The sequence below is a fragment of the Streptomyces sp. NPDC051569 genome (assembly GCF_044454085.1).
Taxonomy (GTDB): domain Bacteria; phylum Actinomycetota; class Actinomycetes; order Streptomycetales; family Streptomycetaceae; genus Streptomyces.
Genome location: NZ_JBITDJ010000011.1, coordinates 162,896 through 181,142, shown reverse-complemented (window position 1 = coordinate 181,142; position 18,247 = coordinate 162,896). Strand labels below are relative to the sequence as shown.

17 protein-coding genes are annotated in these 18,247 nt (G+C 70.7%); 14 read left to right on the top strand and 3 right to left on the bottom strand.

Annotation, left to right across the window (positions count from 1 at the left end):
• The 5 genes from ACIBAE_RS18295 (at position 1) to ACIBAE_RS18275 (ending at position 5,499) form a co-directional block, all read left to right on the top strand.
• Positions 1–1,215: a glycosyltransferase family 2 protein gene (locus ACIBAE_RS18295; protein ID WP_399286100.1), complete on the top strand. Its 1,215-nt coding sequence runs from the start codon at positions 1–3 to the stop codon at positions 1,213–1,215.
• A gap of 461 nt (positions 1,216–1,676) precedes the next feature.
• A complete protein-coding gene (locus tag ACIBAE_RS18290) occupies positions 1,677–2,744 on the top strand; it encodes a glucose-1-phosphate thymidylyltransferase (RefSeq protein WP_399286098.1) in 1,068 nt (355 codons plus the stop codon).
• On the top strand, positions 2,741–3,727 hold the full coding sequence (gene rfbB / locus ACIBAE_RS18285; RefSeq protein ID WP_399286096.1) for a dTDP-glucose 4,6-dehydratase: 987 nt from the start codon (positions 2,741–2,743) through the stop codon (positions 3,725–3,727). The genes ACIBAE_RS18290 and rfbB overlap by 4 nt, the downstream gene beginning before the upstream one ends.
• On the top strand, positions 3,724–4,623 hold the full coding sequence (gene rfbD / locus ACIBAE_RS18280; protein ID WP_399286094.1) for a dTDP-4-dehydrorhamnose reductase: 900 nt from the start codon (positions 3,724–3,726) through the stop codon (positions 4,621–4,623). The genes rfbB and rfbD overlap by 4 nt, the downstream gene beginning before the upstream one ends.
• An 81-nt stretch (positions 4,624–4,704) precedes the next feature.
• On the top strand, positions 4,705–5,499 hold the full coding sequence (locus ACIBAE_RS18275; protein ID WP_399286092.1) for a class I SAM-dependent methyltransferase: 795 nt from the start codon (positions 4,705–4,707) through the stop codon (positions 5,497–5,499).
• 121 nt (positions 5,500–5,620) lie between these two features.
• Here ACIBAE_RS18275 and rfbC read toward each other — a convergent pair whose 3' ends face one another.
• A complete protein-coding gene (gene rfbC / locus ACIBAE_RS18270; RefSeq protein WP_399286090.1) occupies positions 5,621–6,220 on the bottom strand; it encodes a dTDP-4-dehydrorhamnose 3,5-epimerase in 600 nt (199 codons plus the stop codon).
• Positions 6,221–6,236: 16 nt separating this feature from the next.
• Positions 6,237–8,297, bottom strand: a complete 2,061-nt coding sequence (locus tag ACIBAE_RS18265; protein ID WP_399286088.1) for a glycosyltransferase family 2 protein — start codon at positions 8,295–8,297, stop codon at positions 6,237–6,239.
• Positions 8,298–8,636: 339 nt separating this feature from the next.
• Here ACIBAE_RS18265 and proB point away from each other — a divergent pair, with 339 nt between their 5' ends.
• The 5 genes from proB to ACIBAE_RS18240 all read left to right on the top strand — a co-directional run bounded on the left by proB (position 8,637) and on the right by ACIBAE_RS18240 (position 13,883).
• Positions 8,637–9,767 (top strand): glutamate 5-kinase, encoded by a 1,131-nt coding sequence (gene proB / locus ACIBAE_RS18260; protein WP_399286149.1) that lies wholly within the window; start codon positions 8,637–8,639, stop codon positions 9,765–9,767.
• 145 nt (positions 9,768–9,912) lie between these two features.
• Positions 9,913–10,506 carry a hypothetical protein gene (locus ACIBAE_RS18255; RefSeq protein WP_399286086.1) on the top strand — a complete coding sequence of 198 codons (594 nt, stop codon included), beginning with the start codon at positions 9,913–9,915 and terminating at the stop codon, positions 10,504–10,506.
• Positions 10,507–10,622: 116 nt separating this feature from the next.
• A complete protein-coding gene (locus ACIBAE_RS18250; RefSeq protein WP_399286084.1) occupies positions 10,623–11,906 on the top strand; it encodes a glutamate-5-semialdehyde dehydrogenase in 1,284 nt (427 codons plus the stop codon).
• Between the two features lie 132 nt (positions 11,907–12,038).
• Positions 12,039–12,623, top strand: coding sequence for a hypothetical protein (locus ACIBAE_RS18245; RefSeq protein ID WP_399286082.1), 585 nt, complete (start codon positions 12,039–12,041; stop codon positions 12,621–12,623).
• 108 nt (positions 12,624–12,731) lie between these two features.
• The gene (locus tag ACIBAE_RS18240) at positions 12,732–13,883 is read left to right on the top strand and encodes a hypothetical protein (protein ID WP_399286080.1); all 1,152 of its coding nucleotides are present in this window, start codon (positions 12,732–12,734) and stop codon (positions 13,881–13,883) included.
• Between the two features lie 78 nt (positions 13,884–13,961).
• Here the strand turns inward: ACIBAE_RS18240 and ACIBAE_RS18235 are convergent, their stop codons facing one another.
• Positions 13,962–15,068: a M48 family metallopeptidase gene (locus ACIBAE_RS18235; protein WP_399286078.1), complete on the bottom strand. Its 1,107-nt coding sequence runs from the start codon at positions 15,066–15,068 to the stop codon at positions 13,962–13,964.
• Between the two features lie 177 nt (positions 15,069–15,245).
• Between ACIBAE_RS18235 and ACIBAE_RS18230 the strand changes: the two genes are divergently transcribed.
• The 4 genes from ACIBAE_RS18230 to ACIBAE_RS18215 all read left to right on the top strand — a co-directional run bounded on the left by ACIBAE_RS18230 (position 15,246) and on the right by ACIBAE_RS18215 (position 18,128).
• The gene (locus ACIBAE_RS18230) at positions 15,246–15,398 is read left to right on the top strand and encodes a hypothetical protein (protein ID WP_399286076.1); all 153 of its coding nucleotides are present in this window, start codon (positions 15,246–15,248) and stop codon (positions 15,396–15,398) included.
• Positions 15,399–15,482: 84 nt separating this feature from the next.
• Entirely contained in the window at positions 15,483–15,641 is a 159-nt protein-coding gene (locus tag ACIBAE_RS18225; RefSeq protein WP_319678371.1) for a hypothetical protein, read from the top strand.
• A gap of 83 nt (positions 15,642–15,724) precedes the next feature.
• Positions 15,725–16,354 carry a nicotinate-nucleotide adenylyltransferase gene (gene nadD / locus ACIBAE_RS18220; RefSeq protein ID WP_399286074.1) on the top strand — a complete coding sequence of 210 codons (630 nt, stop codon included), beginning with the start codon at positions 15,725–15,727 and terminating at the stop codon, positions 16,352–16,354.
• 19 nt (positions 16,355–16,373) lie between these two features.
• On the top strand, positions 16,374–18,128 hold the full coding sequence (locus tag ACIBAE_RS18215; protein WP_399286072.1) for an LCP family protein: 1,755 nt from the start codon (positions 16,374–16,376) through the stop codon (positions 18,126–18,128).
• Positions 18,129–18,247 lie beyond the last annotated feature (119 nt).

Genomic DNA, 18,247 nt, shown 5'->3' with positions numbered 1-18,247 from the left:
ATGAACGATATGTCTTTTCCTGACGTGAGCGTGATCGTAGGCGCATATGAAGCGATGCCCTACCTGGTCCGCTGCCTGGAATCGGTGGAGTCCCAGACGCTGGGCGCCGACCGCATCGAGATCGTCGCGATAGACGACGGCTCGACCGATGGCACGGGGGAGTACCTGGAGAAGTTCGCGGCCGAGTCCGCCATCCCGACCAGGGTGGTACGACAGGCCAATTCCGGCGGCCCGAGCGGCCCTCGCAATGTCGGCCTGGGCCTCGCCCGCGGCCGCTACGTGTTCTTCCTGGACGCCGACGACTACTTCGCGGAAGAGGCGCTGGAGCGGATGGTCGACATGGCCGACCGCGCCGGTACCGATGTGGTGCTCGGCAAGGTGGAGGGGGTGAACCGCAACGCGCCGAAGTCCATGTGGACCCGCACCGCCGAGCGCGTCGACGTCTTCAACTCGCAGGTGATGTACACCCTGAGCGCGCAGAAGCTCTTCCGGCGCGAGCTGCTCGTCCGGCTCGGCATGCGATTCGACGAGACGCTGAAGACCGGCGAGGACGCCCTCTTCACGCTGGAGGCGTACCTGCGGGGCAACGGCGTCTCGGTGATCGCCGACTACACCTGCTACTACCTGGTCGGTCGCGACGACGGCAAGCACGTGACCAAGAGCGGCAGCTACACGCTGCGGTTCGACTCGGCGCGGGCGCTGATGGGGCTCATCACCGAGCTGGTGCCGCCGGGCGCCAAGCGTGACCGGCTGATGGTCAGGCCGTTCACGATCACCCTGCTCCCGCAGTTCGGCCCCGGACTGATCCGTCAGTCGGAGGAGATCCAGCGCCACAAGATGGAGCTGGCGGCGCCGCTGATGGTGAACTGGAACGCCGGGGTGGCCCGGCGCATCAAGGTGGCCGAGCGGCTGCGGCTGGAGTGCGTGGCAAGGGGACGTCTCGATCTGCTGCTGGACGTGCTCGCGTTCATCAGGGACAAGACCGTGCCCGACCTGGTCAGCAAGGGCCGCGCGGGCCGGACGTACCTCGTCTACCCGCACTTCGGTGACAAGAAGGCCGGCCTCCAGGACGCGTCGTACGAGGTGACCGGACCCGACTGGGCCGGCCGTCACGGGGTGCTGCCCGCCCGGCCCCTTCGCCGGCGTACGTCGCTGGCCAGGAAGATAGTCCGCAGGCTGCGCGATCGCCGCCGGGCCATGGCGGCGGCCGCGTAGTCAGGAGTCAGGAGCACCGTGCGGGGGGCCGTACGGGGTGTGCGCCGGCCCTCCGCGCGCGCCGGCCGGGTGCCGGCGCGTGCCGAACCGCGTTGAACGCGTTGTGTACCGTGCCGCCGTGCCGCCGTGCCGCCGTGCCGCCGTGCCGCCGTGCCGCCGTGCCGAAGCGTGCGCCCGCGTCGATCTGCGTTGATCGCACATGCGGGCGACGCGTCATCCATGTGTGAGCTGCGCTGATACGCCGGGGCCTCCGCGCCCCCGCCGTTCCCCCGCTTCCCCCGGCTCCGCTGAGGCCCGCTCCCGGCCCCGGACCTGCCCGGAGCGGGAGCGGTGGCCTGCGCCTGCCCTTCTCGGCCGAAGGTGGCGTGCCGCAGCCGTGCCGGAAAGTCTGGGTAACTCCGGGCAAGGTTGTCTGCTTGTCTGGCCCGAGCAGCGTTCTTTCTCGGCATGGGATGGGAAACGTGAAAGCTCTCGTACTGTCCGGCGGGGCGGGCACCCGTCTACGCCCCATCACGCACACCTCCGCGAAACAACTCGTCCCCGTGGCGAACAAGCCGGTGCTCTTCTACGGCCTGGAAGCCATCGCGGAGGCGGGTATCACCGAGGTCGGTGTCATCGTCGGCGACACCGCCGCGGAGATCCGCGAGGCGATCGGCGACGGATCCGACTTCGGCATAAAGGTCACCTACCTCCAGCAGGACGCCCCGCTCGGGCTGGCGCACGCCGTGCTCATCGCCCGCGACTTCCTGGGCGACGACGACTTCGTGATGTACCTCGGTGACAACTTCATCGTCGGCGGCATCACCGACCTGGTCGACAGCTTCCGCACGGACCGCCCCGACGCGCAGATCCTGCTGACCAAGGTCCCCAACCCGACCTCCTTCGGTGTCGCCGAACTCGACACGGACGGCAGGGTGGTGGCTCTGGAGGAGAAGCCGAAGGAGCCCAAGAGCGATCTGGCGCTCGTCGGTGTCTATCTCTTCACTCCGGCGGTCCACGAGGCCGTCCGCTCCATCGAGCCGTCCTGGCGCGGGGAGCTGGAGATCACCCACGCCATCCAGTGGCTGATCGACCAGGACCGCGACGTCCGCTCCACGACCATCTCCGGGTACTGGAAGGACACCGGCAACGTCACCGACATGCTGGAGGTCAACCGGCTGGTGCTGGAGACGGTCGAACCGTGCCGTGAGGGCAGCGTCGACGAGAACACCGAGGTCATCGGCCGGGTCAGGATCGAGAAGGGTGCGCAAGTCACGCGCAGCCGGATCGTCGGCCCCGCCATCATCGGTGCGGGAAGCGTGGTCAGCGACGCGTACATCGGCCCCTCCACCTCGGTCTCCGAGGAGTGCCGGATCGTGGACAGCGAGATCGAGTACTCCATCGTCCTGAAGGGCGCCTCCATCACGGGCGTGCGCCGGGTCGAGGCATCGCTGATCGGCCGCGCCGTCGAGGTCACCCCCGCTCCCCGCAACCCGTCCGTCCACCGACTCGTCCTCGGCGATCACAGCAAGGTGCAGATCTCTTCATGACGAACAGGATTCTGGTCACCGGCGGCGCCGGCTTCATCGGATCGCACTACGTCCGCACGGTGCTGGGGCCCGGCGGACCCGGGGATGTCGAGATCACGGTGCTCGACAGCCTCACCTACGCGGGCAACCCGGCCAATCTCGACGAGGTCCGCGCGCACCCCGGTTTCGCCTTTGTCGAGGGCGACATCTGCGACCCGGAGCTGGTCGGCAAGCTGATGGCCGAGCACGACCAGGTGGTGCACTTCGCCGCCGAGTCCCATGTGGACCGGTCCATCGACGGGGGCGCGGAATTCGTCCGTACGAACGTCGTCGGCACCCACACCCTGATCGACGCCGCCCACCGCGCGGGCGTCGGGACCTTCGTGCACATCTCCACGGACGAGGTCTACGGCTCGATCGACGAGGGTTCCTGGCCCGAGACCCACCCGCTGGAGCCCAACTCCCCCTACTCCTCGGCGAAGGCGTCCAGTGACCTGATCGCCCTCTCGTACCACCGCACCCACGGCCTCGATGTGCGGGTGACCCGCTGCTCCAACAACTACGGGCACCATCACTTCCCCGAGAAGGTCATCCCGCTGTTCATCACCAACCTGCTGGACGGCCGGAAAGTCCCGCTGTACGGCGACGGCGGCAACGTCCGGGACTGGCTGCACATCGACGACCATGTCCAGGGCATCGAGCTGGTCCGTACGAAGGGCCGCCCCGGCGAGGTCTACAACATCGGCGGCGGCACGGAGCTGTCCAACAAGGAGCTGACCGGGCTGCTGCTGGAGGCCTGCGGGGCGGAGTGGGACACCAGCGTCGAATACATCACCGACCGCAAGGGCCACGACCGCCGTTACTCCGTCGACTGCGCCAAGATCCGCGCGGAGCTCGGCTACGAGCCCCGCAAGGACTTCGCGACCGGGCTCGCGGAGACCGTCCGCTGGTACCGCGACAACCGCGCCTGGTGGGAGCCGCTCAAGGCGCGTGCGGCCCTGTGAGCGGCTGGCTCGTCACCGGCTCCGGCGGCATGCTCGGCCAGGACGTGCTGGCCGCGCTCGCCGTGTCGGGGGAGCGTGCGGCGGGGCTGGACCGTACGGCGCTGGACATCACGGACCCCGGCGCGGTCCGCGCCGCACTGGACGGACACGCACCCGACGTGGTCGTGAACTGCGCCGCCTGGACGGCTGTTGACGACGCCGAGGCCCGGGAGGCCGAGGCGCTCGCCGTCAACGGCACGGGACCCCGCGTCCTCGCCGGGGCGTGCGCGGCGTCGGGCGCGGTCCTGCTGCAGGTCTCCACGGACTACGTCTTCGCCGGCGACGCGCGGACCCCGTACGGCGAGGACGCCCCCACCGCCCCGCGCAGTGCCTACGGCCGCACCAAGCTGGCCGGGGAGCGTGCCGTGCTGGACACCCTGCCGGAGACCGGCTTCGTGGTCCGTACGGCCTGGCTGTACGGCGCGGGCGGCGGCAACTTCGTCCGGACGATGATCAAGCTGGAGGGCGTCAAGGACACCCTCGACGTGGTCGACGACCAGCGCGGCCAGCCGACCTGGACCGGCGACCTCGCGGACCGGCTGGTCCAGCTCGGCCGGGCGGCGCTCGCCGGGACGGCCGAGGCAGGGGTCTACCACGGCACCAGCGGCGGTGACACCACGTGGTTCGGGCTCACGCGCGAGATCTTCCGGCTGCTCGGGGTGGACCCCGAGCGGGTCCGTCCGACGACCAGTGGTGCCTTCCCGCGTCCGGCCCCCCGGCCCGCGTACAGCGTGCTCGGGCACGAGCGGTGGAAGCGGGCCGGAATCGAACCGATCCGCGACTGGCGTTCGGCGCTCAAAGAGGCGTTCCCCGCTGTGGTGGGAACTGAGCGACACACGAGCGTTACCCGCGGGTAGAAGTTTGACGCGGCCCCGATTCCCACTAGGTTCACTGAGAATCAATCACCACATTTTGATTCTCAGTGAAGGGCCATCTACGTGGATCGCCACGGCTTCCTGCGCCACCTGCACCGTGTGTACAAGCCCCGCAACTACCTGGAGATCGGGGTCAATGACGGGCGCAGTCTGGCCCTGTCCCGGGTCCCGTCGGTCGCGGTCGACCCGGCCTTCCGGGTGGTCACGGACATCAGCTGCGATGTCCACCTGGTCAAGGCGACCAGTGACGACTTCTTCGCCCGCGAGGATCCGCTGATCCATCTGCGCACCGGCCGCAACCCGTTCCGTGCGCTGGCCCGACGGGACCCGCTCAACCTCCTCGGCGGGGAACCGAAGCTGGAGCTGTCCTTCATCGACGGCATGCACCTGTTCGAGTACGCGCTGCGCGACTTCATGAACGTCGAGAAGCACGCCCGCTGGTCCAGCGTGATCGTCCTGGACGACATGCTGCCCCGGGACATCGACGAGGCGGCGCGCGACCGGCACACCAAGTTCTGGGCCGGGGACGTCTACAAGGTCGCCACGGTGCTGCGGCGGTTCCGCCCCGACCTGCTGGTGGTCGATGTCGACACCGCCCCGACCGGGGTCGTGGCCATCTTCGGCGCGAACCCCGAGAGCACCGTGCTGACGGACACGTACGACAAGATCATGGAGGAGTACGTCGTGCCGGACCCGCAGGACGTGCCCGAGGAAGTGCTGGTCCGCAAGAGCGCGGTACAGCCCGAGGCGCTGCTCCGGGCCGGCTTCTGGCCCGCCCTGGTGCGCGCCCGCAATCTCCGCCGCCCCCGCTCCGCTTTCGCGCCGCTGCGCCGGCAGATCGAAGCGGTGGCGCGCTGAACGCCCGCAGGGCCGAGCCCCGGATAGACAGGGGCCTGAACGATCCAGGATCGTTCAGGCCCCTCTCCATGTGCGCGATGTGCGCGCGGTCGGCGCGCGCGGGTCAGCTCGCCCGCACCCGTCAGGAGCCTTCGGCCAGGCGCGCGTAGTACGCCCGGCACTCCTCGTACGACGGGAGCAGGCCCCTGGCCTCGGCCTCCGCGAGGGCCGGGGCGGCCGCGTCCTTCTCGGACAGCAGCGGCGGGATACCGTCGGGCCACTCGATGCCGAGCGCCGGGTCCAGGGGGTGGAGGCCGTGCTCCCGCCCCGGGGCGTACCCCTCGGAGCAGAGATAGACCACGGTCGCGTCGTCGGTCAGCGCCATGAAGGCGTGGCCCAGTCCTTCGGATAAATAGACGGAGTGGTGGTCCACGTCGTCGAGCCGTACCGCCTCCCACCGCCGGTACGTCGGCGAGCCGACCCGGATGTCCACGACGACGTCGAGGACCGCGCCGCGTACGCACTTCACGTACTTGGCCTGGCTGGGGGGCACATCGGCGAAGTGGATGCCGCGCAGCGTGCCACGGCTGGAGACGGAGCAGTTGGCCTGTACGAGGCGCAGCGGGTGACCGACCGTCTCGGTGAAGTCGGAGGCCCGGAACCACTCGTGAAAGCTGCCCCGGCTGTCCGGGAAGATTTTCGGCTCATGCACCCAGGCGCCTTCGATGGAGAGCTGCCGCACGTGATCACGTCCTCGTTCAGTTGGTCGGGAAAGCGGCGGCCGGCCAGAGGCGGGTCGCGGCACGGCGTACCCTCTTGCGGCCCGCCGGGGGGAGCCGGCGCACGAGCGGGCCGCCGACCGCACGCAGCGCCTTCCGGGCCGCCGCCCTGCGGCGGTTGACCGTCAGGACCCGGACGAGGAGGGCATCGACGTCGTCGAGATCGCTCCGGTCCAGTCTGATCCGGCCGCCGTCGGTCACCGGCACCTCGCAGAGCGGCAGTTCGGGGTCCTTCGCCCCGTCCAGCCGTACCGACAGGCGTGCCAGGCCCGACGGCAGGCCCGGCACCCGCGCGGGCACGTCCAGATGGGCCCGGCCGTGGTCGGGGCGCAGCGTGACCGGGATCGTCACCGGCGTGGTGGTGGAGTCGGCGGGGGTCACCACCAGCTCGACGGAGCTCGTGGCGGACGCGGCGCCGGTGTAGAGGTCGAGCCGCAGCTCCGGACGGCTGCCGGGCATCCGGAGCGCGGGACGGCCCGTAAGGGCGCCGGCCAGTTTCTTGCCCCGGCGCGCGACGTCGAGTGTGAGGTTGCCGTGCGGGTCCGTGAAGTACGGGATGACCGGCCGGGCGGGTGAACCGAGCAGCGCCGGGCGGCACGTGGTGTCCACCGACGCAGCGCGGTCGGCGCCGAGCCGTGCCTTGCGGACGAGTCCGAGGCCGCGCAGCGGTACCCAGATGTCCCAGAGGCCCCGGGAGACCCGGCCGCGTCCCTTGACCGCTTCGCTGGTCACGGTCCCCGTGCCGTGCAGGATGACCTCGTACGAGCCGTCGCGCAGCCCCCTGACCTCGGTGGTGTACACGACCGGACACGGCCACTCGACGGCGGTCTCGCGGTTGCGCAGGGAGAGTTCGCCCTTGAAGTCGTCCATGTCATCGGTGACATCGAGGAGCTCACCGTCCGGGAGCAGCCCCTCGGTGACCTCCGGGTGCAGGAAGTAGCGCTGGTCGCGGCGGACGAGACGCAGCGGTTCCCGGTCGTCGCCGTGGACCAGCCGGCCGGTCACGGAGAGCGCGGCCGTGCCGTCCGGCCGCCAGCCGAAGTCTTCCAGCCGGGCTGTGCCCTTGATCGACGCGGCGAAGCGGGCGGTCCTGAGCAGACCCTGGCGGTCGTCCGCCCGCAGCTGGGTGGAGCGCAGCCGGGTCAGGGAACCGAGCCCGTCGTGCACCCCGTCGGTCATGAAGTCGTCGGCGAGCGGGCGGATCGCGTCGCACATCTCGTCGAGGTACGCGGGATCGAAGGTGAGCACGCCCGGTTCGCTCAGCCGGCCGAGCATCTCGACCCGGTAGAAGCGCCGCAGCAGCCGGTCCCGGAATTCACCCGGTTCGGTGTTGTCGACGACGACCTGGAGGACCTCGCGGAGGTTGCCGTAGTAGCCGGAGGGCACGATCCTGGCCGAACCGGCGTTCTGTCCGTCGTCCCGCTTGGAGTAGTAGTAGCAGGTGTAATTCCCCAGGATGGACACGACCTTGGCGGGGAAATAGGCCTGCATCATGTAGAGCTGGTCCTCCAGGCGGCGCTTTCCCTCCGGGTAGGCGATGCCGTTCTCGCGGAGGAACTCCGTACGGAACATCTTGTGCGGGGTGAGGCTGTCGTAGAGCGGTGCGTCGGTCAGGTCGCACTTCTCGCGATTTGTTCGGAAGACGCCGTGCGGGACACCGCGGAAATTGGAGGCGACCTTTCCGATGACGATGTCCGAGCCGTTGCGCTCGCCCATTTCGCAGAGCCGCCGCAGCGCGTCGGACGCCAGGTGGTCGTCCTGGTCGAGGAATTGGACGTAGGTCCCCTTCGCCTCGGCCACCCCGATGTTCCTGGGCTTGCCGGGCCAGCCCGAGTTGGGGATGTGAATCACCCGGAAATGGGGGTGTTCGAGCGCCAGCTTGTCCAGCCGGGCGGGAGTGTCGTCCGTCGAACCGTCGTCGACGAAAAGCACCTCGAAATCCGTGGCCGGCAGCGTCTGGGCCACCAGTGAATCGATACAGGGATCGAGGTATTTTCCCGGGTTGTACACGGGAATGACGACGCTGACTTTTACTGGCATTGCTGATTGCCCGTCTCGTGGGGGTGCCCGCGGTGTACGTGGGGAAGGGGTCGCCGCCGCGGCGAAGTGTGGGGTCGCCGCCGCGGCCAGCCTATCGCCGCGGGGGCGGCGGGGTTCACACACCGTGTGCCACCTGTCGCATTCCGTCGCCGCCCGGGGTGGTGTCCCACCCACTGAAAAGGCCATCGGCCGGCCACGCCGCTCGCGTACGCTGCCCGCCGGGAAGGCCCGGGTGGCCCGGGTGGCCCCGGGCGGCCCGTCCGGCCCGTGCGGGCCCGGCAGAGCGGCCCGACGGTGAGAGCAGAGGCGGAGCACGTGGCAGCGGCACGGCAGGACGTAGTGGCGAAGGCCCGCAGGATCGTCGTCAAGGTCGGTTCCTCCTCGCTCACCACCGCCGCCGGAGGGCTCGACGCGGACCGGGTCGACGCCCTGGTCGACGTACTCGCCGCCGTCCGGGGCGAGTACACGGACCAGGGCACCGGAGTGGCGGGGAAGGAGGTCGTACTGGTCTCCAGCGGCGCCATCGCCGCCGGGCTCGCCCCGCTCGGCCTGACCCGCCGGCCCAAGGACCTGGCCCGCCAGCAGGCGGCCGCCAGCGTCGGACAGGGGCTGCTGGTCGCCCGCTACACCGCCTCCTTCGCCCGTTACGGCGTACGCGTCGGCCAGGTGCTCCTCACCACCGACGACACCAGCCGCCGCGCCCACTACCGCAACGCGTACCGGACCCTGGACCAGTTGCTGGGCATGGGCGCGGTCCCCGTCGTCAACGAGAACGACACCGTCGCCACCGACGAGATCCGTTTCGGTGACAACGACCGCCTGGCCGCCCTCGTCGCGCATCTCGTCCGGGCCGATCTGCTGGTCCTGCTCTCGGACGTCGACGGTCTGTACGACGGCGACCCGAGCAGTCCGGGCACCACCCGGATCGCCGAGGTGCGAGGACCGGCCGATCTGGCGGGTGTCTCCATCGGCAGCACGGGCAAGGCGGGACTCGGCACCGGGGGCATGGTCACCAAGGTCGAGGCGGCCAGGATCGCGGCCGCCGCCGGCGTCCCGGTCGTGCTGACCTCCGCGAGTCACGCCGCGGACGGCCTCGCGGGCCGCGACACCGGCACGTACTTCCACAGCACCGGTCGCCGCTCGGCGGGACGGCTGCTCTGGCTCGCCCACGCCTCCACCCCGCAGGGCTCGCTCACCCTCGACGACGGCGCGGTACGGGCCGTCGTCGAGCGCCGCACCTCGCTGCTTCCGGCCGGAATCGCCTCCGTGGAGGGCGAGTTCAGTGCCGGTGACCCGGTCGAGCTGCGGGACGGGGCGGGCCGGGCCATCGCCCGGGGGCTGGTCAACTTCGACGCCAGGGAGATGCCCCAGCTGCTCGGCCGCTCCACCCACGAGCTGGCACGCGAGCTGGGACCCGCCTATGAGCGTGAGGTCGTACACAGGGACGATCTGGTCGTCCTGCATCCGTGACCCGGCCCCTGAAACGGCTGAAACTCCGGCCCGCGCACAGGGACCTTTACCAAAACCGCCCCACGTCCTGCCCGGGACTGGTCAACTTTGTCTCAGGGGTTCAGGCGGGGTACAGCACGACGACGCATCAAACAGGAGGCCGCTGGTGAGACGAGCGCGCCCGGGGGCGGTGCCCCGTGGTGGGGCCGGGGCAAGCGCCCACGCCCGCAGGACCATCGGGGAGAACCGGGCCCTGACCAGCGTCGAAGCGGGGGAAGACTTCGACGACGAGCGACAGTGGGAGGCCGGATCGAACGAGGCCGGACCGGCGGAGGCCGCGTCGTCGCGGGCCGTGCCGGAGCAGGCCGTACCGAAGCAGGCCGGACCCGGGACGGACACGCGCGGGGAAGGGTGCCCGGTGTCGAAGCTCTGGCACGTCACTCTCAGCGTCTCGGGCACCGAGGCTCCGCTCACCGAGGTGCGGCGCGGTCTCGAACAACTGGCCAACGACCATCCCTTCCTGCTGACCAGCCGGTACGCCAACGACCACGCGGAGATCCGCTACTGGGAGGAGGCCCGGGATCTGCACGACGCCGCCGCGGTGGCGCTGCGGCTCTGGGGCGAGCACCGCTCCAGCGCCAAGCTGCCGCCGTGGGAGATCGTCGGCCTGGAGGTCATCGACCGGGAGACGTATCACCAGCGCATCGCGGAGGGCTACGGCCCGCCGCCGGCGGCGCCCGTGGGTGTTCATCCCTTCTGACGGGCCGGGCGGGCCGACGTGCTGACGCACCGACGTGCTGACGTGCTGGTGTTCGGGCGGTCTCGGAGTACGGAATACGTGCGGAATGCCCGCAGGCGGCGCATTACCCTGCGGGCATGACCTCGCTCTCGCCGTACGACAACCTCACCCCGGTCGCCAGGGCCGCCTACCGCTCCCGCGCGGCGGCCGCCGATATCGCGCCGCTGCCGCGCGCGGCCAAGGACGACGCGCTGCTCGCGATCGCGGACGCGCTGGAGGTCCGTACCCACGAGATCGTCACGGCCAACGCCGAGGACGTCGCGCGCGCCCGGGAGGCCGGCACCGGCGAGACGGTCATCGACCGGCTGACGCTGACCCCGGAGCGGGTGCGCGCCATCGCCGCCGATGTCCGGCACGTGGCGGCGCTGCCGGACCCGGTCGGCGAGGTCGTCCGGGGCTCGACGCTCCCCAACGGGATCGATCTGCGCCAGATCCGGGTGCCGCTCGGCGTGGTCGGGATCATCTACGAGGCCCGCCCCAACGTCACCGTGGACGCCGCGGCGCTCTGCCTGAAGTCGGGCAACGCGGTGCTGCTGCGCGGCTCCTCCTCCGCCGTCTCCTCCAACACCGCGCTCGTACGGGTGCTGCGCGACGCGGTCGGCGGGGCCGGGCTGCCCGCCGACGCCGTCCAGCTCGTGCCCGGTGAGGGCCGGGACTCCGTCCGGGAGCTGATGCGGGCCCGCGGCCTCGTCGACGTGCTGATCCCGCGCGGCGGCGCCTCCCTGATCCGTACGGTCGTCGAGGAGTCCACCGTCCCCGTCATCGAGACCGGTACCGGCAACTGCCACGTCTACGTGGACGCCGACACCGATCTCGACATGGCCGTCGACATCCTGATCAACTCCAAGGCGCAGCGGCCCAGCGTCTGCAATTCCGCCGAGACCCTGCTGGTCCACCAGGACATCGCCGCCGCGTTCCTGCCGCGCGCGCTGGACGCGCTCGCCGCCGCCGGAGTCACGGTGCACGCCGACGAGCGGGTGCTGGCGCACGCCGACGGGACGAAGGCGAAGGTCGTGGCGGCCACCGCGGAGGACTGGGAGACCGAATACCTCTCGTACGACATCGCGGCAGCGGTCGTGGACTCACTGGACGCGGCCGTCGCCCACATCCGGCTCTGGTCGTCGGGTCACACGGAGGCGATCGTCACCACCTCGCAGTCCGCTGCCCGCCGTTTCACCCAGTTGGTCGATTCCGCGACAGTCGCCGTCAACGCGTCGACGCGCTTCACGGACGGTGGCCAGTTCGGCTTCGGCGCCGAGATCGGCATCTCCACCCAGAAGCTGCACGCCCGGGGCCCGATGGGGCTGCCGGAGCTGACCTCGACGAAGTACATCGTGACCGGAGACGGTCACACACGGTGAGTGCGCTGTGCTCTCGCCGTCCCGGGTCCGGCACCTGCCGGGGCGGCGGAACCGGGAAAGCCCGGGGCGGCGAAACCGGGAGAGTTACGACTACGCCTGCCCAGAACGACCTCGCCGGTCTACTCTGAAAAAATGCCGGACGACGTGGGGGGCAGGCCGTTCCCGGACGGCTGGGAGCCCGACGACGACCGCGGAGGCGCGGACGAGGACTTCGCCTCCGTGGTGTTCGACGAGGACTTCGTCAGATCCGCCCCCTTCCATGAACCCTCCGCCGTGGAGCGGCTGCTGGCGGCCGCCCAGGCGCGCGCCGAGGCTGAGGCCGCCCGCGCGCGGGCCGGCGGGGGACGGCCGGAGGACGACCTCGACGAGTTGTACGGCGCCGGTGGCGCGTACGGCGGGGGAGCCGGCCGCGACGACGACTACGACCCGGACGGCCCCGACGCGGCCGGACCGTACGGCCGGCACGGCGGGGCGCTGCGCCCCTACCGCAACAGCGCCCGCTGGCACCGTCCGGTTGCGTGGCTGCTCGCCCTGCTGATGGGGATCGGGATGGTCACGCTCGCCCTCTCGGCCGTCTACCGCGGGTCCTCCGGCAGCCGGCAGGACCAGGTGCCCGGGCCCGCCCCGACCGGGATCGACAAGCCCCGCTCGACCGTGCCCCCGGGATCCGCCGTGCGCACCCCGCCGGCGGTCTCCGCCGTGCCGCGTACGCCGTGAAACCCGCTCGCCCGATCGCCGCGCCCCCCGGACGGTCCAGTGGCCGCCACCGGAACTCCACCAGGAGCAGCGCGTTTATGTTCGGCCCCGCCGACCTAACCTGAAGGTATGACAGGGCGCGGTGACCCACCCGAGGGGACACCCGAAGGGCTCCCCGGTGGTGGCGATGACGAGTATCGGTCCGTCGTCTTCGACGAATCGTTCATCCGCGCTGCCCGGATTCAGGAGTACTCCGCACGGGAGCGGATGAGCGACCACGCCCCCGCGGTCCGCAGCGTCGCGCCGCCGGGGAGGAGACACAGACGCAAGCGGATCCTCCGCAGCGGCCCGAGACAGCTGCTGCTGCTCTTCCTCGTGGTCACCCTGGCCTTCGGCACGGCGATCTACCTGGGCGTCCGCAGCCCCTACCGGCCGCCCGCCGTCCACGTCGCCGAGCAGCTGCGGATGGCGGTGACCCCGCTGGCCCCGCAGGGGCCGGTGCCGGGCGGGGCGCCCGACGATCTCGTCAAGCACAGCCCCGCCGCGCAATTCCCGGTCGGGGCCGCCGGGATCACGCTGCCCGCCGCCGGGGGCACCATGAACTTCTCCGAGGGCCAGGTCATGGCCGCGCTGACCACCGTCAAGGACTATCTCGTCGCGTCCTCGCTGGACGCGGACGTCCTGGCGGGCCGCGCCGTACGGCCCGTCCGGCTGCTGCTCGACCCCGACCAGTACGCCCAGTTCGACCGGAGCTTCACCGCTCCGGCCGACGACGGCCGCCACGCGCCGGCGGGCTGGCTGGTGCGGTTCGACCCGGCGAAGGCCGTCCCGGCCGACGACCAGGTGCGGGTCCGGGGCACGCTGCGCTACCAGGAGACCACCCCCGGGGTGCTGGAGGTGACCTCGGACCACCTCTTCGTCTACGCGCTGCGGCCGGCCGGGTCCTCGGCGCAGCCCGTACGGGACGCCTCGCTCTTCACCGTCCGGCGGGAGCTGCACTTCCGCTTCGACGGCGACGACCTGCTGAAGCACCGTACGGAACTGCTGATGAGCGATGTCCAGGCGGGCCCGCAGGCCTGCTCGACCGAGTCGCCGAAGACGCTGCGGCCGCTGCTGGCCGGGCAGCGGGCGAAGCCCACCGACCCGGTCGGCACCGATCCGTACGCGAGGGGCGTGACGAGCGCGGCGCTCTGCGGGGCCCTGTCCCGGTCGGCCGAACCGAGCCCCGCCCGGCCGACCCCGGCTCCACCGAGCCTCGCCCCGCTGAAGCCGGCGAGCTGACCCGGCCGCCCCGGGCCCCGCCGCCCCCGGCGGTCAGCCGGTGGTGCGCGTCCGCCGCGCGGCCGGGGTCAGCTCCGCTCAGTCCTGATCGCGGCCGCTTCCGCCGGGTGTTCCGTCGGCCCCATCGGCCGTACCACCGCCACCGGTACCGCCGCCCATGAACCTGTCGCGCAGCTTGCCGCCCAGATCTCCGGCGCCGCCCGCGAGGTCACCGACCAGCTTCATCAGCGGGTCCTTGCCGCCGCGCACCGTATCGGCGTAATGCGCGGCGGACTCCCGGAAGGAGTCCGTGACCGAGGTGTCCTTGTCCTCCTCGCGGCGCGGGTAGTGGCCGTCCATGATCCGCTGGAAGTCGCGGCTCTCCGCCCACCTCTTCAGCTCGGCGGCGCGCACGGTCGTGAAGGGATGCGTACGCGGCAGCACGTTCAGGATCTTCAGCACGGAATCGCGCAGGTCACCGCCTGCCTCGTACTCGGCGGCCTGCTCCAGGAACGCGTCCACGTTCATCTCGTGCAGATGATTGCCGCCGGCCACCTTCATCAGTCCGCGCATCGACGCCGTCAGATCCTGGCCGACCAGCAGTCCGGCCCGGTCCGCCGACAGCTCCGACTTCCGGAACCACTCGCGCAGCGCCGTCACGATCGCCATGATCGCGACATTACCCAGCGGAATCCATGCCACCTTGACCGCGAGGGTGGTGAGGAAGAGCAGGATCGTGCGGTAGACGGAGTGACCGGAGAGGGCGTGGCCCACCTCATGGCCCACGACCGCCCGCATCTCGTCCTCGTCGAGCAGCTCCACCAGACCCGTGGTGACCACGATGAGCGGCTCGTCCAGGCCGATGCACATCGCGTTGGGCCGCGGATCCTGCGTCACGTACATCACGGGGACCTTCTCCAGGTCCAGGATGGAGCACGCCTCACGCAGGAGGCCGTTCAGATGGGTGAACTGGGCCTCGCCGACCCGGACGGAGTCCGAGAGGAAAAGCAGCCGCAGGCTGCGCTCCGGCAACAGCGAACTGAGCGCCTTGAACACCGTGTCGAAGCCGGTCAGCCTGCGCAGGGCGACAAGCGCCGAGCGGTCCGCCGGATGTTCGTACGTCCGGGACGAAATGCCCGGGAAACGCTTGCGCTGCCTGCTCGGCACGTGGTCGTGACGCGCCGCGTCGTGGCTGTCCTCGGTCATGGAATTCCCCTGTTCGTACGAGTCCAGGGCCCGTCCCCCCTGACGGACCCCAGCGTAGGCGCTGGGGCTACGGTGTGGTGGGGGCCGACGGTCGCGTTCCCGGGGGAGAATCCCGGGCGCCGGCCGGAAGAACCGGAACAAGCGCAGGAACCGGAAGAAACCCAGGAGCGACCCGACATGCCGGAAACCGCCGTACTCCTCGCCGCCGCGTCGGATCAGCAGGGACCGGGCGATACGCTCCGGATCGTGCTGGTCGTCTCCATGGTCGGGGTCGCCCTGCTCGCCTGGTTCCTGCTGCGTGGATATGGGGACAAGGACAAGAACGACTGAGTCGGCGTGAGCCTGCCCGGGGCGCCCGCATACGATGTGCGCGAAGTTCCCGCTCCGACTCCCGATCGATAGGGCCTGCTGAAGATGAGCCTCACCGGTACCGCCGCCAACCTGGTCACGCTCGCCGAGGGCGGCGAGGGCGGCAACCACGAAAGCCTCAGCCCGTACCTGACCGGCGGTGGGGCGCTGTTCGCGCTGCTCCTGCTGCTGTGGATCACCACCCGCTTCAACCGCGACCGCTGACCGGCCGCTCGGCCGCCGCCGACCAGCCGCGGCCCCGACCGCTGAGGCCGGTCCGTCACCGCGTGCCAGTAGGCTCTGCACGCATGGGAGAGCAGCAAGTGCCTACCGGCTCCGGACCCGGTCGCGGCAAGCGCCGACTCGGCGTGATGGGCGGGACATTCGACCCGATTCATCATGGACACCTGGTGGCGGCCAGTGAAGTGGCCGCCCATTTCCACCTCGACGAGGTGGTGTTCGTGCCGACCGGGCAGCCGTGGCAGAAGAGCCAGCAGGCGGTCTCGCCGGCTGAGGACCGCTATCTGATGACGGTCATCGCCACGGCGTCCAACCCGCAGTTCTCGGTCAGCCGCAGCGACATCGACCGCGGCGGCGCGACCTACACGATCGATACGCTGCGGGATCTGCGGAACCTGCACGACGACGCGGACCTCTTCTTCATCACCGGTGCCGACGCGCTCTCCCAGATTCTGAGCTGGCGGGATCACGAAGAGCTCTTCTCGCTCGCTCACTTCATCGGGGTCACCCGGCCCGGCCATGATCTGACGGACGATGGGCTGCCCAAGGGCGGGGTCTCCCTGGTGGAGGTCCCGGCACTGGCGATCTCGTCCACGGACTGCCGGGGGCGCGTCGCGAAGGGCGATCCGGTCTGGTACCTGGTGCCGGACGGTGTGGTGCGCTACATCGACAAACGGCAGTTGTACCGCGGCGCATGAGCGAGGGAGTGGGGCACCGGTGAACGACCAGCAGCAGCCGTACGATCCGTACGACCCGTATGACACGCGGCCCCGGATCGTCGGATACGACGCGTACGGGCAGCCGGTGTACCAGCAGTCCCCGTCGCAGCAGCAGCCCCAGCAGCCCCAGCAGCCCTCGCAGCCGCAGCAGTACGACGCCTACGGGCAGCCGGGGGCGCAGCAGTCGTACGACCCCTACGCCCAGCAGTACCCGCAGCAGGCGCAGCAGCCCCCGCAGCAGTACGACCCCTACGCGCAGCAACAGCAGCAACAACAGGGGTACGGGTACGACCAGTACGACTACGGAACGGGCCAGCAGCCCGTGGTCGTCGACACCACGCAGCAGTGGAACATCCCGCAGCAGCAGGCCCAGCCGCAGCCGCAGCACCATGATCAGGTGCCGGAGGCGGTCGGGGAACCAGCTGCCGAGCAGGCCGCCGTGCCCGGGCAGCGCCGCCCCGCCGCCGAGGACCGTGACGGCCGGCCCGCTTCCCACCCCGACTCCCGGACCGACCCGTTCTCCTTCACCGAGGAGCCGGACGAGGACTCCGAAGACGTCATCGACTGGCTCAAGTTCACCGAGAGCCGCTCCGAGCGGCGCGAGGAGGCCAGGCGCCGCGGCCGCAACCGCGTCGTCGCCCTGGTCGTCGCCCTCGCCCTGGTGGTCGCCGGGGGGGCGGGCTACCTCTGGTTCGCCGGAAAGCTGCCGGGCGGCGCCGGCGCGGCCGACGGCCGGAACGCGGCGACGGGGCCGCAGAAGCGCGATGTGATCGTGGTCCATCTGCACAACACCAAGCAGAAGGGGACGTCCACGGCGCTGCTGGTCAACAACGCCACCACCGGCCAGGGCAGCACGGTCCTGCTGCCCAACTCCCTCGCCCTCAGCAACGACGACGGGACGGCCACCACCCTCGGCAAGTCCGTCGACGAGGACGGCTCCGACGGCACCCGCGAGGCCCTGGGCACCCTGCTCGGCACCAAGATCTCCGGTACCTGGCGGCTCGACACCCCCTATCTCGACAATCTCGTCGAACTGGTCGGCAATATCGACCTGACCACCGATATCGAGGTGCCCGGGGCCAAGAAGGGCGAGGAGCCGCTGGTGCCCCAGGGGGAGAACCAGACGCTCAGCGGCCGGATGGCCGTCGCCTACGCCACCTACCGCGCGCCCGGCGAGGCGGAGGCCAAGCAGCTGGAGCGCTTCGGCCAGGTCCTCAGGGGCGTCCTGCGGAAGATCTCCGACGACCCCGCGACCGCGACGGTCACCGTCGAGACCCTGGCGCAGATCCTGGACCCGTCCCTGCCCGAGAAGGACCTCGGCGCCGCTCTCGCCAAGCTCGCGAAGCACGCGAAGGAAGGCGACTACGCGTCGGCGCTGCTCCCCGTCGAGGCGAACGGCACGCTCAGTGAGCAGTCCGCGGAGAGTGTGGTCAAGGACATCCTGGGCGGCTCGGTCAGCGCCCCCGACGAGGACGCGGCCGTACGGGTCGGCGTGAAGAACGCCAGCGGCGACCAGGACGCGGCCGAGTCCGCCCGGATCTCCCTGGTCAACGGCGGCTACGGCTTCGTCGACGCCGGCACGGGCAGCGGTACGGAGTCCTCGCAGGTCATCTACGGTGACGTGGCGCGGAAGCCGCAGGCGGAAGAGGTCGCCAAGACGCTCGGCCTGCCGGTGAGCGCGGTACAGAAGGGCAAGGCCGCTCCGAACGCCGATGTGTCCGTCGTCCTCGGGCAGGACTACAAGGTCAACTAGGGACACGGTCAGGCAGGACGGTCAGGCAGGAGCAAGCGGCGGCTGCTTCCGCCGCCCGCTCGTCACCCTGTTCCGTCCCGTTTCATCGCTGCGTCAGGCTGTCGGCGGTCCGTGAGATC